Genomic DNA, 14,862 nt, shown 5'->3' on the forward strand with positions numbered 1-14,862 from the left:
CCCCGGTGTACGTGCCGAGTTCATCCGCGAGGGGCCCAAGCCATGAGCCGCAGACACGTCGGGCGAAACCGGCAGCGCAAGGAGAACCGATGACCCGGCTGATGATTCCTGTCGAGGAGAACACGGCGTGACCATGGTGATGGACATCGATGCCCGAGGTGCGCAGCACTGCGAGACGACGACTCTGGGGGTGTTGCTGCGCCACCAAGGACTCGATCTGTCCGAGCCCATGCTCTTCGGCCTCGGCTCCGGCCTCTCCTTCATCTACTGGGACAGCAAGAGCATGGGCTTCCCCTTCCTCGGGGGACGGGTCAAGCCGTTCGACCTCACCGGAAACCTGGCGACCAGACTCGGGTACGAGCTCCTGGTCCGGGAAACCACCTCCCCCCGCAGGGCGTGGGAGAACGTGACAGCCGTCATCGACGCCGGTCGACCGGTCGGGCTGCAACTCGACAGCTACCATCTGGACTACTTCGGGTCGAAGGTCCACTTCGGCGGCCACGTCGTCGCCATGTACGGCTACGACGACCGCTCCGCCTACCTGGTGGACACCGACCAGCAGGGCGGAGCGGTAGCCACGAGCCTGACCAGCCTTGCCCGGGCCAGGGCCGCGCGCGGCCCGATGACCGCCAAGCACCGCTCCTTCACCCTCACCGCTCCGAGGAACCCGCCCTCCCCATCGGGGCAGATCATCCCCGCCATCACCGGCTGCGCCGAAGCGTTCCTCAACCCGCCCATCGCCAACCTCGGCCACCGCGGCATCGAGAAGGCCGGCAAGCTGGTTCGCACATGGTTCCAGCGCACCGACGCCCCGCGGCGGGACCTGCCACAGGCCGCCCTCCTGATGGAGAAGGCCGGCACCGGCGGCGCCCTGTTCCGGAACCTCTACCGCGACTTCCTCGCCGAGTGCACCGAAGTGCTCGACAGTAGCCATCTGCGCACCGGCCACACGCTGTACACCGAAGCAGCCACCCTGTGGACGGAAGTGGCAGCACTGATCGAGAAGGCCGGTGAATCGGGCGAGCCGCGACTTCTCGTACAGGCCGGCACGATCCTCGGCGATCTTTCGCGCATCGAGCGCGAGGCCATGCAAGCGCTGAGCCGCCTGGGGGCATGAGGCGTCGAGCGCGCCCCCGGCCGGTGGCCGCGCCGTCCGTTGCGCCTACCGATCGGCCGTCGTCGGGACCGTGCCCGGGTGCCGTGGCCGTGTCGGCTCGTGGGGGCCGCGTGCCGGCCGCGTTGTGGCAGCGATGAGCGTCGCGAACGCGATGATCGCTGCGACCGTCCGTACGGCGTGGGCGATCTGCCAACGGTCACGGGCGCTCGCCCAGTCCGAAGGGGGTGCCTGCACATCCCAGTCGAGTTGGTCCGCGTTGATGGGCATGTTGAACACGAGCGTCACGGCGACGATCAGCAGGAGCAGGGCGAGTCCGGTCGCGCGCAGTCGGAAGGTGCGGTCCCGGGCTTTGAACGTGACGACGACCAGAAACGCGGTCGCGATCAGTGCCGGCAGCAGCGTCACGGTCGCGAGCTTGTCCAGCGCATCGAGTTCCACGTGCCGGACTGCGGTGTATACGTGACGGTCTTCATCGCGAAGCGAGACCTCGAGCACGAGCACTCCGAGGAGGAAGCCTGCGAAGAGGCCCGAGAACAGCAGGCTCACCCATCGCGCAACCGTGACGACCGGAGTGTCGGTCATGCTCGTTCCTCCCCGCCAAAGGAGGGAGCCGAGGAGCCGGTCCCGGCCGCGAAGGCTGCGGTGTTGTCGGCGATCCAGGCGGCGAAGGTCAGCGCGGGTCGGCCCAGGAGTCGTTCCACGGTGTCCGTGGCCGGGCCGGGCTTGTCGGCGTAATCGGCCAGCGAACCGAGCAGCCGGTCGGGGACGTCCTCGGGCAGGCCCTGGGCGAGCATCGCCTGGCGGACCTGCTCGGGGGCCAGCTCCTGGAAGGCCAGTTCGCGGCCGATGGCTTCTCCGATGAGGCGGACCTTTTCGTACTGCGTGATCGACTGCGGGCCGGTGAGCAGGTGGGAGCGTCCGGCGTGCGCGGGGTCGATCAGCGCCGCGACCGCCACCTCCGCGATGTCGCGGTGGTGGATCGGCGAGGTCGCCGCTCCACCGTAGGCGCCGCGCACGACACCGGTTGCCCGGATCTGCGGCGCCCAGGCCAGAGCGTTGGCGGCGAAGTCGGCACACCGCAGGAACGTCCAGGACAGACCGGACTCCTGTGCGGCGGCCTCGGCCCGCTTGAACTCCTCGATGAAGCGCGGGTGGCCGACCGGGTGCTCCACGGTCGCGGCCGACAGCACCACCACCCGCCGCGCGCCCCGCGCCGCGGCCAGTGACAGCAGCTCGGGGCTCGCGCTGCCGGCGGCGCGCGGGCTGAGCAGGACCGCCTCGACACCGTCGGGTATCGACGTCAGCGTGTCGGGCCTGGACGGGTCGCCGGCGACGACGTGCGCGGCGTCCGGCAGTGCGGCGGCGGCGGGATTGCGGGTGACCGCCGCGACTTTGCGGCCGGACTCCAGCACCAGGTTCACCGCTTCGCGTCCTACGGTTCCGGTTGCTCCGATCACCAGGAACATGCGTACGTCTCCTTGCTCGGGCCATAATTGTTCGCATGGCGTAATATACGAGAACCATAGCATGTTGATTTGGGAGGCGTAAATTATGGAATCCGTAGCACATGAGGATGCGGGCGCCGCGGACCGGCGGCGCCGACGGGCAACCGTCGACGTCAAAGAGGGACTGCGTGCGCTGAGCCTCCAACTGTCCCTGCTCAACCGGCAGGTCAGCGTCCATCTGACGCTCCGAGACGTCGACTTGGACTGCCTCGACCTCGTCAATGCCCACGGCCCGCTGAGCCCGAGCGCACTGGCGCGCCGCGCCGGTCTCCATGCCGCCACGATGACCGGCGTCCTCGACCGACTCGAACGTGCCGGCTGGGTGTCCCGCGAGCCGGACCCCTCGGACCGCCGGGGCACCCGGATCCGGGCCCTGCGTGATCGCAACGCCGAACTCCTGGCGCTCTTCGCCGGCATGAACACCTCGGTGGAGCAGATCTGCGCCGACTACGAGGGCGCGGAACTCGAACGTTTCGCGGAATTCCTCCGCCGTGCCGCCACGGCGGGACGAAACGCGACCGAGGACCTGGCCGGCTGACCGCACCCGGGCACATCGGTCGGTCCGGCGCCCCCTGACGGGAGCGACGCCCGACCGAACCACCGCACGGGGTCGGGGCGCAGCCCGGGCGCCGATGCACGCCCCCGATCGCACGCCGTGGTCGCGACGCCGGAGTCCGCGGGAGGAGGAATCTCGCGCCGGATGGATAGCCGCCTCGCGAATGCGCCTATAGCTTCTGTTGCGCCGCGAGGCTCGGGGCGTGATCCGTCCGTGTCCCGCGGCGTTCTCGCCACGTCCCGGTAGCGCCGGACGGATCGACACGCGAGGCGTGCGCCGCGCGGACATGCGGCGCGCGGAACGCGACGCGAGTGGCGCACGCACTCAGGCGATCCGCTGCCCTGCTCGCGACGATTCGACCGGTTGACCGGCGACGCACGGTATCCATATCTCGTCGATACAGGGCAGGTGCACACCTCGTGCCGTTCGCGCTGCGAACCACGCGAAGAACCACCGGACTCGGTGGCCTCCTTCGCAACGTCGGACCCTTTCGAAACGTACTGCGCCCCTTGGCGCCGGGCTTGGCCCTGGCGATGATCTGCCTGAGCGCCACGGCCGGATGCGGGCTCGTCGGCGACGACGAATCCGACGCATCCGGTACACCACAGGCGGGTGGCTCGGCCGTCTTCCTCCTCCCGGGCGAGCCGCGCGGCCTCGACCCGTTCAGCGCGAGCTATCCGAATGTGGCCGACGGAAACCGGATGTCGGCGCTGTACGACGTCCTGGTCTGGACGGAGCCGGCGACCGGCACCGTGCACCCCAAGCTGGCCGAGTCGTTGACCAGCGACGCCCAGCTCACGAACTGGACGCTGACCCTGCGGGCGGGACTGCGCTTCTCCGACGGCTCGGCCCTGGACGCCGCCGCCGTGAAGGCGACGTGGGACGCCCATCGGGATCCGACGGTCAATTCGTTGGTCGGCGGCGTGCTGCGGGACGTCAAGCTGATCCTGGTGTCGGACCTCCAGTTGCGGATCGAACTTCCGTCCCCCAACGCCAACTTCGACCACATGGTCGCCCGCAACCTCGCGTTCGTCGCCCCCACGAAGTTCGTCTCCACGCCCGAGGGCCGAGCCGCACTCAAGCGCACCCCGATCGGCGCGGGCCCGTTCAAACTCGCTGCCTGGGAGCCCGGGAAAGACCTGCGCATGGTGCGCAACGAGAACTACTGGCAGAAGGGACTTCCGCACCTCGACGAACTCGTGTTCCGGGTGGACCGCAACATCGCGGCCGCGCCGGAGTCGATCGCAAAGAGCCGAGCGGACATCACCGTCACCACCGACCCGACCGTCCTGGGCGACGCCCGGGACAAGAACCTGACGGTCGACGAGACATTGCTGAACGGCGGCCTGATGATCGCCTTCAACCTGCGCAAGCCCCCCTTCGACAACGCGGACGCACGTCGGGCGATCGCGTTGGCGCTGAGCGGCGAGGAGCTCAACCGCCGCTTCTACAAGGGTCTCGGCGTCCAGGCCAGGGGCATCTTCAACGCGAGTTCCCCGTTGGCGAACGTCAACCTGGCGGCCGTGGAGAACAAACCCCCACAGGCGGGCGAACTCTTCGCCAAGCTCACCTCGAATGGCCAAAAGCCCTTCATTTTCCACTACTTGGTACCCGACAGCCCCAAGTCCCGGGAGATCGCCGAGTACATCCGGCGGACGCTGGCCGGATACCCGGGGGTGACCATGATCGTGGACGTCGTCGACATCGCGTCGCTGGTCACGCGTACCTCGGCCAAGCACGACTTCGAGGCAACCGTCTTCCAACTGTGGGCCGACGACGTGGAACCGAGCATGCATCAGTTCCTGATCACCGGGGGCATCAACAACATCACCGGCTACAGCAACTCCGCCGTCGACAAGGCGCTGGGCGAGGGCCGACTGTCTCCCGATCCCAAGGTCCGCCGGGACGCCTACACGCGCGTGCAGACGGCGCTGAACCGGGACATGCCCTTCTGGGTGTACCTGGAAGCCTCGGCGGCAGCCGTGCACAGCCGGCACATCACCGGCGTCGAGCCGTTCAACGACGGACTCGTGCACTTCGACCGAATCACCCGAAGCACCGCCGACTGACCGGCCCACCCCGGGGGCCGCAGGATCGGTGTCACACGTACCGCGGTACCGCCGTCCGGTCACATGGCCGGGCGGCGCCGGCCGCTCGCCGGCCGGTGCGCTCGCCGCGCCTGTCCGGCCGGCGTGACGTGCGCCTCCCTCGTTCCGCGTGCGTGCGGAACGGGGGAGGCGCGTTCGTCAATAATCGATCGTGCTCTGGTACAGGCTCTTCAGCGGACCGTTGGCGGAGGTGTCATATCCGTCCGCTTTGCGGTGTTGCCAGAATTCGGCGAACGTCGCGGAGCGGTGCCGCAGGAAGGTGTTCCAGACGTTCCCGGGCGCGGCCTCCCCGTAGACGTCGGAACCCTCGTTCGTGGTGTCGGTGAGGTCGATCAGCGCACCGGCCACGCGGCCTTCGACCGCGTCCCCGTCGTCCCAGCCCGACGTACTCCAGGTGGGCGTCTCCAGGTTGAGGGACGAACCGCTGGGCCACCGGTAGTAGGGATCCTTGTACACGCTCGCCGGTACCCACTCGGCGAAACCCTCCACCCAGGCGCAGCCCGTCGAGGACTTCGCCGAGACGCCGTGCGGGCTGCAATTGGGGATGGGCGGCGCGTAGTCCTCGTAGACGTCGGCCATCAGGGCGTGCGTCAGTTCGTGCACGACGGTCATGTGCGAGTCGGGAGCGTCCGCCTTGAGGTGGATCTGCTTGTTCCCGAAGTAGTTGCCGATCGTGGAGTCCGGCGCCCAGTTGACGACGACCTGACGGCACGTGGTGTCCAGGGCGTCCCAACACGTGTTGCCGGGCACCCATTTCCAGGCGTCGTTGAGCGCGTCGAAGGCGTGCAGGGCGCGCATCCGGTTGGCCTGGGTGGGCTTGCGGTTGCCGAAGGCGGTGGTGCTTCCGTTGGCGACGTTGGCGACCGTGGGTGTGGTGAACGAGAAGGCGTTCGTGGTGCCGGTCGCCTGGACGCGCCAGTTCTTGTTGCTGGTGGTGAGCTTGACGTAGACGTCCTGGCCGCTGTTGTTGCTCTCGGCGTTGTCGAAGCACAGCTTGTACTCGCCCTTGGTGCCGGTGAGTCCACTGGCGAGCAGGTCGTGCGCGTTGCTCGTGTCGGCGTCCCAGGCCTCGACGGTCATGTTGACGACCGGCTTGGTCACGCCCTTCTCGTCGACGTACAGCCACTTGCCCGTCGCGCACGCGGTCGCCGCCGCCGCGGCGGTCCGGGCCCGGGGTACCACCGGATCGTCCCCGGCGGGTGCGGGCAGGCCGGCCGTGGACAAGGACTCCGCCGCGAGATGGGGAGTCGACTCCTGCGCCGCCACGTCCGCTGCGACCTCGACCGAGTCGGAATCGGTCGACCGCTCCGCGCCCAGGCTCGACCCGCCCGGCGCCGCGCCCACGGTGAGCGGGATCAGGTCCTCCGCGGCGTCCACTCCGCCGCGCAGGTCGGCGGCGGCGCGCACCTTGATCTCCGCCGGACCGGCCGCCTTCGCGACGATTCGTCCGGTGTACGTGGTGCTCTGCCCCGCCTTGAACGTGCGTACGGTCGCGGCGCGTTCGATGCTGCCCAGGTGGACCGGGTTGGGGGAGGGATGGGTGGAACGGGTCAGTCCGACGGGGGCCTCGAGCCAGGCGAGGTTGGCCGGCAGGTCCGCCTCCACACGTACCTTCCCGGCCGCGAATCGGGACCGTACCTCGAATCGCACGGTGGCGATCTCGCCGACCGCGAGCGGATGGTCGACGCCGGCGTCCACCGAAAAGCAGCTGCGCTCCTCGCCGGCTTCGGGTGCGTCCGGATTCGGGCGGCTCGTACATGTCCGGGGGCCGGCGGAGTCCTTCCCCGAGCCGGCGGTATCCCATGCCGCGAACGCGCCGGCCCCCAATCCGACCTGGATCGCGACGGCTCCGGCAACGACGATGACCACGCGTCGCCTGCGCCGTACCGATATTCGATTGATCATGGCGCTCGAACGTAGCCACTCGCACCGACGGCCACTATCCGATTCACGCGAACCGCGCCGGGGCGTCTCCCGCGCACGGTAGCGACGACGCCCTCCGGCGAGCACGCGCCGGGCGGCCGGTCGGTCGGTGTGCTACCTCGCGCGGAATCGGAAACCGGGCGCCCGGGCGGAGAATTCGGGCGTGCTGTCCACGCCGCCTGTCATCCCTGTCCGAGGTGCCCGGCCTCGGCCCGGCGGTGGACCTCGAACGGGGTCCGGCGCACCCCGCCGAGGCGGGACCCTGAGACGCCGGACGCCCCTTCGACCGTCCGGCCGGGCGTCTTCCCGAGGTGGCGCATCGCTGTCGTCGCCTCTCCGGCAGCCTCTCGCATGCGACCGGCACTGCCAAGTGGTCGAGGGCCGGCATCCGTTGGCCTCTCGATCACCTCGTAGACCCCTGCCTTGGCCATGATCGCGCAACTGCCGACATCGCTACCGGACGTAGAGCGCGAAATGGTCCGCGGGATGTCGTACGGGCACTTCCTCGATGGTGCTGCGATATGGAAAACCCCGAACCCACCCTCGCCGCCTCGGATCTGCACGTGGTGATGTGCTGTGCGATGTGCACCATTACCTGTGCGCGGTGCTGAGCTGCGTTGTTCATCGGGGAAGCACGGAGAGCATCATCAGCTCGGACCGAAGCTGCCGGCCGTATCCCGCTCGCCGGTGCGGTCGCCGGCGACGACGAACTCCGGGAACGCCCTCGACTGTGGCCGGGCGGACAACCCGCCGTGCCGGGAGCACGTCCGGTCGGTCATGGGTGGCGCAGCTCGGCGCCTTGCGCCGTACGGCAAGGCTCTCGGCTTCGCACCGCTGAGCTGTGGCGACAAGAATTGTTGGCACGACCTAGCGAAGCTGCGCCAGCGCCTCCTCGACCTGAAGCACGATGGCGTGCGCCCCATGAGCGCGCGCGAGGGCATCCGCCTCGGCGAGTATCCGGAACGCGTCGTCGTGACGCCCCTCGGCGGCGGCGATGTAGCCAAGGCCTACCATGTTCGCCGCGACACCCGCCGGCAGCCCGGCCGCCCGGCGGAGCTCGGACGACCTGGTCAAGTGCTCCCGAGCGGCCTCAAGGCGACCGGCAGCATGGTCGGCGATGCCGAGATGGCGCAGTGCCTCGGCCAGGATCTCCCTGTCGTCGACCTGCATCGCAATGTCGCGGGAGCGTTCGAGAAACGGTACGGCCGTGGCGTGGTCGCGTCGGACGACCTGATGGACGACGCCGATCCAGAACAGCGACTCACCCTCGCCTCGCACCTGCCCCAGGGCCCGAAACAACGCCAACGCGCGTTCGAATGCGGGCAGTTCGGCCGGATCCTCAGTCGCGTCCAGGTCCCGCCTCGCCAGGAACCGGGCGTGCCGGACCCGTCCGCGAGACAGCGCCAACTCGGCCTCTACCGCGTCCAGTTCGCGATCGGCCGTATCCAGCCCGGCGTGTTCACCGGCAAGTACGCTGCGTTCGTAGCACGCCTTGGCCCGTTCGATCCGACCATCCGCGGCCATGGCTCGCTCCTCGTCGTCTCCCCTGTCGGGTCGTCGACTCGACCCGAGACGTGCGTCGAACGGAGATATGACCGCCACCATACCCACGGGGCACGGCCCGAGTCTCGAATACTCGCCCACCCGCCCGGCACCGGCCGATGCGAACGCTCGACCGGGATGCGCCCGTCGGCGACGAGCCGGCCCCCGCCGCGCCGCAGGGCGGCGGCGAACGGGCCTGCCCACGCGTTCTCGTAGACCAGGACACCCGCAGAGCTGCCGGGTTCGAGGACCCCGCTCACCTGGTCGATCTCGTCCTTGCCGAGCAGGCCCGAGGAGACGCCCTCGAAGACGGTGAGGTCGAGATCGCTGTCGCCGGTCAGGTCGGTGAGTTCGACGCCGCGGATCGACCCGTCCTGCTCCTTCATGACGTCCCCCGCGCACCGTTGGACTGGGACGAGCTGATGCGCGATGACCAGGTGCGGCCGTGGGGAGCGGTCGCCGCGCTTGCGCTCGCCGACCAGCCGGGTGTCCGGAAGCGCTCCGTGTCCGAGCCGAGGCGGCCCGGTTCGACGTGCGGACGACCGGTGCTCCCGACGCCGACCGCGCCCTCGTCCCCTGGTGGTACAGGGTCCCGCCGGGGGCGAAGGTGACGCCCAGGGCGTCCGTACCTCCGCCGCCGCCCATACCGCGACCGCTCCGGGCGCGAGGGGCAGAGGTGCGGCCTTTCTCGACAGCAAATGCCGAGCCCTTGTGGCGCGTCGCGCACGGTGGCGGGGCCGGGATGCCGCAACCTCCGGGCCGGCAAGGCCCATTCGTGGCAGGCGCGGCAGGCGGGTCCGGCTGACCTGTTCCCGGACTCGGCTGCCCGGCGGCCGCTGCGTGCGAGGTGCGTATGTGTGCGTGTGCCGGCGCTGGTACTTGTCGCGGCTGTCACTCCCACGGACCCGCCTTGCGTGTTGGGCAGCCCTTTGTGTACGACGCCTTGTATTCGTAGTGCCACGCCTCGTTGTCGTATGGGCGGCACCAGCCGTACGCGGAGCCCTTGCGGTCGAGCCAGATCTGCGCGGCGCGCGGCGCGATGTCGATTGCCAGGCCGTGTACGTGCAGCGACATCTCCGGCGGCAACACCCGCCGCATCGCCGCCTGGCGCGAACCCTTCGCCTTCAACTCCTCCTCCCACAACTCTTGTTGGTGCGTCCACGATCGCTTGCCCGACGTGAGGGAAAGGGTGATGCCCTCCTTCGCCATGTCCGCCTTGATGCGGTTGTACGCGGTGTACGCGGGTCGCGTCAGTGCGCTCGGGTCGGTCGGCGCGTCCACGTCGTTCTTGGGCGGTCCGGACGCAGAGGCCGAGGCAGGGGTAGAGGCAGAGGCCGAAGCGGATTCGGCGATCGGGGCGGCGCTGTCGGCCTTCCCGCCGTCGTCGCCGAGCAGTTCGACCCCGGTGGCGCCCGTCGCGCCGAGCGCCACCAGACCGCCCAGCACCCACGCGACCATCACCCCGCGCCGGCGGCCGGCCGGCTCGCGGGCCGGCACCGCGGGAGGCGCGGTGGGCAGCGCCGGTATGGCGATCGTGTGGGCATCGGGCGGCACGACGTACGGCTCCGGCTGCGGCGATCCCTGCCCGAGGGGTGATGTGGTGTGGTCCATGCCTTCACTGAAGACGAAGGACCGTTGCGGGGGCGTACGCCGTTTTCGATACGGCCGCGATACGGGTGATCCCCGGCATCCACGAACCGGCACAGGCCGACAGTGCGACGGTACCGCCGATGGTCACCTCACCCACCACGGCACAGGACGCGGACCGCAGGTTCGTGCCGATCGGGGTGCCCGCGCTCGCGCCGGCGGCATTGGCCGGATCCATCCTCGCGGGGCCGGTCCGATTCGGCGTGCGGGCTCGGGCGACGCGCGGATCGGTGGGCTCTGTCGGATCAGGGTCGCCGCGGTGGTCGGTACGTTGAGTACGCCCTCCATGTGTTGAGATCATTCGTCCATGAGCAGCGACCTGGAAGTGAGTGCTCTGGCGATCAATGTCACGATCCCGGAGGCGCTCCGCTGGACGGACACTCGACGCGGTGAAGCGTTCACGCTGACCACACTCAACGTCCGGCTTCTCCCGGACGGTCACCTCGCCGTGAAGGCCTACGGCCGGCCGGTCGGCGGTGGTCGGGGCGCGTATGTCTCCTTCCCTGTCCCCGACAAGCCCGAGCTGGCGGCCCTGGTCGCCGCCGCCGCCGGCCGTGCCGGGGAGATGTGGGCCGCTCATCGGGGTCTCGGCTGAGCTTGGTTCGACTCGAAAGGCGGACGGACACGCCCTCGGCCTCGGGCCGCGGGACCACGCCGCGTCGAGGATATGGACTCGATCAAGCATCGGCTAGGCTGTGGCTGCGTGTTCATATCATGTGACGCGCAGTCAATTGCCGGGTATCCGTGGGGGATTCGCATGGCAGAGCGCTCGATCGACGCGCAGGACGAGGCCCGGGATCGGGCGAAGGACAACCCGCCCGGCGGGTTCGATATCGGCGTTCCCAGCGTGGCACGAATGTACGACTACTTTCTCGGCGGCAAGGACAATTACCGAGCCGACCGCGAGGCCTCCGAGGAGTTGTCCAAGGCGGCGCCGGGCACCCGCGCGCTCGCGATCAACAACCGGCGTTTCCTCCAGCGCGCGGTCCGGGTGCTGGCGAGCGAGTACGGGGTGCGGCAGTTCCTCGACCACGGATCGGGCCTGCCCACCCAGGACAACGTGCACCAGATAGCGCAGGGCATCGATCCGGCGTCGCGCGTCGTCTACATCGACCACGACCCGATCGTGTTGGCGCAGGGGCGCGCGATTCTCGCGGACAACGACCGAACGACCGTGATCACCGCGGACTTTCGGGACACCGACGCGATCATGAACAACGCCGACGTGACCAAGCTGATCGACTTCACCGAGCCGACGGCGGCGCTGTTCGTCTCGGTCCTGCACTGCCTGCCGGACAGCGACGAACCGGCGGCTCTGGTCGAACGCGTCATGGATCGGCTCGCCCCGGGCAGCTTCGTCGTCATCTCGCACCTGGTCTCGGCGGACTCCGAAGTACGCGAGCGGCTCAGCGACTTCATGCTCACCGCCACCCAGGGCAACTGGGGCCGCGTCCGCGAGGCGGCGGATGTCGAGACCTACTTCACCGGCCTGGAACTGCTCGCCCCCGGCCTCGTCGAGATCTCCACCTGGCGCCCGGACGCAACGCCCGGGCCGACCCAGGAGACCGCGGAATGGATCGAATTCGGCGGCGTCGCCCGCAAGCTCTGACCGCGCCGGTACCGACACCGGTCGGCCGCCGCATACCGGGCCGACCGGCCCCGCCGGGCCCTTGCCTCCGAGAGATCGACAGCGGCCGCGGCCGACCCGAGCCGGGGCTCGGTCGCGGGTGCGGACGCCGGCGAACTCCCGGGCCGCCCGCCGGCGACGAAGGCGTACGGCGGGCGGCCCGGGCAGGGTGTGATCAGGGAACGAGCACGACCGTCTTGCCGGGCAGCCGGCCGGCGCCGGCATCCTCGTGCACGGCGGACAGCTCGGCCACCGGGCGGCGGGCGGCGACGTGGATCCGGAGCTTGCCGGCATCGACCTTGGCGACCAGCTCGGTCAGCTGGGCTCCGTCGCTGCGGACCCACAGGCTCGCGCTGCGCACCCCGCGCACGAGGTCCTCGGGAATCGGGCCGGCCGTGCTGGCGGCGACCCCGCCGTCGGCGACGTAGTGGGTCAGCTGCGCGAGCTCCTCCGGGGAGACGCGCACATGGTTCACCACGACCTGGAACGGACCGCCCACGGCGGCCGGGCCCGCGGCGAGGGCGAGGGGACCGACGACCCGGTCGGCGCCGTAGCCCCGAAGGCGGTCGGCGTGCTGCGGCGCGTCCACCGCGGTCACGTGCGCTCCCGCGTCGACGGCGAGCTGCACCACGAGGCTGCCCACCGCGCCCCCGGCCCCGTTGATCAGGACGGTCCGACCGGGCTTCAGCTCGGCGAGTTCGAACACCGTCTGCCAAGCCGCCAGGCCGGTCAGCGGCAACGCCGCGGCGTCGACCAGGTCGGTCGTCCGGGGCGCCGGAGCCAGAGACTCGGCCGAGGCGAGCACGTACTCGGCGGCGGCGCCGGCGGTGTCGAGGGGCAGCATCGCCACGACCCGGTCGCCCACCGCCAGGCCCGTCACGTCCGCACCGAGTTCGGCGACGGTGCCCGCCAGGTCGATCCCCGGCACGTACGGGAGAGTGATCGGAATCATCTGGGCCAGGACACCGGCGCGGATGTGGTCGTCGACCGGGTTGAACGAGGTGGCCGCCACCCGCACCAGCACCTGGCCGGCGCCGGGGACCGGACGGTCGACGTCCTCGTAGCGCAGGACCTCGGTGCCGCCGAACTCGTGGAAACGTATTGCCTTCATGGGATTTTCCTCCAGGGTGTGTCGATGTCGTCGCCAACGGACGAGGCGATCGGGGTCGGAAGGTGAAGCACGTCGACGCGCTCAGGTCAGCTGTACCGACCGGGTGGAGTTGCCCATCACCATGCGGTCGATGGCACTCACGGCGCTGCCGGGGTCGTCGGCGGCGCCGACGGTGAGCAGCAGCGGGACGAAGTGTTCGGCCGTCGGATGGGCGACCGCAGCGCCGGGTGCCTTGGCGCGGTAGTCGGCGAGGGCGTCGGCGTCGCCCCGGGCGAGGGCGTCGACGGCCCATTCGTCGAAGGCCGTGGTGTCGGCGGCGAGTTCCGGCCGGCGGAAGACGGCGAAGCTGTGCGTCATGAAGCCCGAGCCGAGCACGAGGATGCCTTCCTCGCGCAGCGGCCGCAGGCGGGCCCCGAGCCCGAGCAGGGCGCCGGGATCGAGGCTGGGCATGGACAGCTGCACGACCGGGACGTCGGCCGCGGGATACATGGCCATGAGCGGGATGAAGGCGCCGTGGTCGAGGCCGCGGTCGGCGAACTCGTGCAGCGGCGTGCGGCCCAGCAGGCCCGTGAGTCGTCGAGCCAGGTCGCCGGCGTCCGGGGTCGGGTAGGGAAGGGTCTGGTAGCGGGGGTGGAAGCCGCTGAAGTCGTAGTGGAGCGGGGTGCCGGCCGCGGTTCCGGAGATCGCGACCGGTGCCCGTTCCCAGTGGGCCGAGACGACGACGATGGCCCGGGGCTTGGGCATCGACCGGGCCCAGTCGAAGAGGTCGCCGAGCCACTGCGGATCGTCGAGGGTGAACGGGGCGCCGTGGCTGACGAAGAGGCTGGGCAGGGGCCCGTCGGAGGGGCTCCACACCCGCTGCTCGCGCGCCAGTGGCAGCACCCGGGCAAGGAGGTCGTCGTATGCCGCGGCCGGTGTGCGCGACGGGACGTGGGAAGTCAGGCCGTTCGGGGAAGCCGGGCCGTTCGGGGAGGCCAGGCTGCTCGTGGTGGGCATCGAAATCAGCTCCTTCACTTGCCTGGGCAAGTACATTCGCTTGCCCAGGCAAGTGAAAACTTAGCCCCCAAAGACTTGCCCAGGCAAGTGATGTCGGTTTCCCGGGCAAGTATGATGGGGCTCATGGACACCCAGTCACCCTGGCTCGACGACGACCAGCAGAACCTGTGGCAGGCGCTGCTCACGGTCGTCATCGCCCTCCCGGCGGCCCTCGACCGACAACTGCAGCGAGACGCAGGCATCTCCAACTTCGAGTACGGGGTTCTGGCCCGGCTGTCCATTGCGGACGAGGCCACGATGCGCCTCAGCGACCTGGCCCGGGTCTGCGACAGCACCCAACCCCGCCTGTCGAAGGCGATGGACCGCTTCGAAGCCCGCGACTGGGTCGCCCGCCGACCCGACCCCGGCGACGGTCGATACACCCTCGCCACCCTGACCGACGCCGGCCGGCAGAAGCTCGTGCAGAGCGCACCGGAACACGTCGCACAGGTGAAGCGGCTCGTGTTCGATCCGCTCACCGCCGCGCAGCGCCGTCACCTCGGGATCGCCCTCACCCGCATCGCCGCCACCGTGCGCCGCGAACTCGAAGGAGGCTGAGCCCCGTCCCGGACAGGAGTTCCCGTCGGCTCTGCGATGCCGCCGACGCGTCGCGCCCGCCCCAAGCACCACCGGCCGCGTAGCGGACGAGCAACACGGATGCGGAGCACCGAACCAAACCCGCAACCCACCA

14 protein-coding genes are annotated in these 14,862 nt (G+C 70.0%); 6 read left to right on the forward strand and 8 right to left on the reverse strand.

Going from position 1 to position 14,862, the window contains the following annotated elements:
- Positions 1-133: 133 nt before the first annotated feature.
- Positions 134-1,117, forward strand: coding sequence for a BtrH N-terminal domain-containing protein (locus ACZOOI_RS42200; protein WP_465284156.1), 984 nt, complete (start codon positions 134-136; stop codon positions 1,115-1,117).
- A 45-nt stretch (positions 1,118-1,162) separates the two neighbouring features.
- Here ACZOOI_RS42200 and ACZOOI_RS42205 read toward each other — a convergent pair whose 3' ends face one another.
- On the reverse strand, positions 1,163-1,699 hold the full coding sequence (locus tag ACZOOI_RS42205; RefSeq protein ID WP_465282123.1) for an anthrone oxygenase family protein: 537 nt from the start codon (positions 1,697-1,699) through the stop codon (positions 1,163-1,165).
- Positions 1,696-2,583 carry an NAD(P)H-binding protein gene (locus tag ACZOOI_RS42210; RefSeq protein ID WP_465282124.1) on the reverse strand — a complete coding sequence of 296 codons (888 nt, stop codon included), beginning with the start codon at positions 2,581-2,583 and terminating at the stop codon, positions 1,696-1,698. Before ACZOOI_RS42210 ends, ACZOOI_RS42205 begins: the two co-directional genes overlap by 4 nt.
- 85 nt (positions 2,584-2,668) lie before the next feature.
- Here ACZOOI_RS42210 and ACZOOI_RS42215 point away from each other — a divergent pair, with 85 nt between their 5' ends.
- Both ACZOOI_RS42215 and ACZOOI_RS42220 read left to right on the forward strand, forming a co-directional pair.
- Positions 2,669-3,160 carry a MarR family winged helix-turn-helix transcriptional regulator gene (locus ACZOOI_RS42215; RefSeq protein WP_465282125.1) on the forward strand — a complete coding sequence of 164 codons (492 nt, stop codon included), beginning with the start codon at positions 2,669-2,671 and terminating at the stop codon, positions 3,158-3,160.
- A gap of 527 nt (positions 3,161-3,687) precedes the next feature.
- On the forward strand, positions 3,688-5,247 hold the full coding sequence (locus ACZOOI_RS42220; RefSeq protein WP_465282126.1) for an ABC transporter substrate-binding protein: 1,560 nt from the start codon (positions 3,688-3,690) through the stop codon (positions 5,245-5,247).
- 177 nt (positions 5,248-5,424) lie between these two features.
- Here the strand turns inward: ACZOOI_RS42220 and ACZOOI_RS42225 are convergent, their stop codons facing one another.
- The 4 genes from ACZOOI_RS42225 to ACZOOI_RS42240 form a co-directional block, all read right to left on the reverse strand.
- Entirely contained in the window at positions 5,425-7,191 is a 1,767-nt protein-coding gene (locus ACZOOI_RS42225; protein WP_465282127.1) for a transthyretin-like family protein, read from the reverse strand.
- A gap of 885 nt (positions 7,192-8,076) precedes the next feature.
- Positions 8,077-8,733 carry a tetratricopeptide repeat protein gene (locus tag ACZOOI_RS42230; RefSeq protein WP_465282128.1) on the reverse strand — a complete coding sequence of 219 codons (657 nt, stop codon included), beginning with the start codon at positions 8,731-8,733 and terminating at the stop codon, positions 8,077-8,079.
- On the reverse strand, positions 8,625-9,137 hold the full coding sequence (locus ACZOOI_RS42235) for a hypothetical protein (RefSeq protein ID WP_465282129.1): 513 nt from the start codon (positions 9,135-9,137) through the stop codon (positions 8,625-8,627). The genes ACZOOI_RS42230 and ACZOOI_RS42235 overlap by 109 nt, the downstream gene beginning before the upstream one ends.
- A gap of 505 nt (positions 9,138-9,642) precedes the next feature.
- Positions 9,643-10,362 (reverse strand): D-alanyl-D-alanine carboxypeptidase family protein, encoded by a 720-nt coding sequence (locus ACZOOI_RS42240; protein WP_465282130.1) that lies wholly within the window; start codon positions 10,360-10,362, stop codon positions 9,643-9,645.
- 343 nt (positions 10,363-10,705) lie between these two features.
- Between ACZOOI_RS42240 and ACZOOI_RS42245 the strand changes: the two genes are divergently transcribed.
- Both ACZOOI_RS42245 and ACZOOI_RS42250 read left to right on the forward strand, forming a co-directional pair.
- The gene (locus ACZOOI_RS42245; protein ID WP_465282131.1) at positions 10,706-10,993 is read left to right on the forward strand and encodes a hypothetical protein; all 288 of its coding nucleotides are present in this window, start codon (positions 10,706-10,708) and stop codon (positions 10,991-10,993) included.
- Positions 10,994-11,155: 162 nt separating this feature from the next.
- Positions 11,156-12,007, forward strand: coding sequence for an SAM-dependent methyltransferase (locus tag ACZOOI_RS42250; RefSeq protein ID WP_465282132.1), 852 nt, complete (start codon positions 11,156-11,158; stop codon positions 12,005-12,007).
- A 193-nt stretch (positions 12,008-12,200) separates the two neighbouring features.
- Here the strand turns inward: ACZOOI_RS42250 and ACZOOI_RS42255 are convergent, their stop codons facing one another.
- Entirely contained in the window at positions 12,201-13,136 is a 936-nt protein-coding gene (locus ACZOOI_RS42255) for an NADP-dependent oxidoreductase (protein WP_465282133.1), read from the reverse strand.
- A gap of 81 nt (positions 13,137-13,217) precedes the next feature.
- Positions 13,218-14,132 carry a DODA-type extradiol aromatic ring-opening family dioxygenase gene (locus ACZOOI_RS42260; RefSeq protein ID WP_465282134.1) on the reverse strand — a complete coding sequence of 305 codons (915 nt, stop codon included), beginning with the start codon at positions 14,130-14,132 and terminating at the stop codon, positions 13,218-13,220.
- Positions 14,133-14,255: 123 nt separating this feature from the next.
- Between ACZOOI_RS42260 and ACZOOI_RS42265 the strand changes: the two genes are divergently transcribed.
- The gene (locus ACZOOI_RS42265) at positions 14,256-14,729 is read left to right on the forward strand and encodes a MarR family winged helix-turn-helix transcriptional regulator (protein ID WP_465282135.1); all 474 of its coding nucleotides are present in this window, start codon (positions 14,256-14,258) and stop codon (positions 14,727-14,729) included.
- Positions 14,730-14,862: the final 133 nt, after the last annotated feature.

This window comes from Embleya sp. L77, assembly GCF_055557415.1.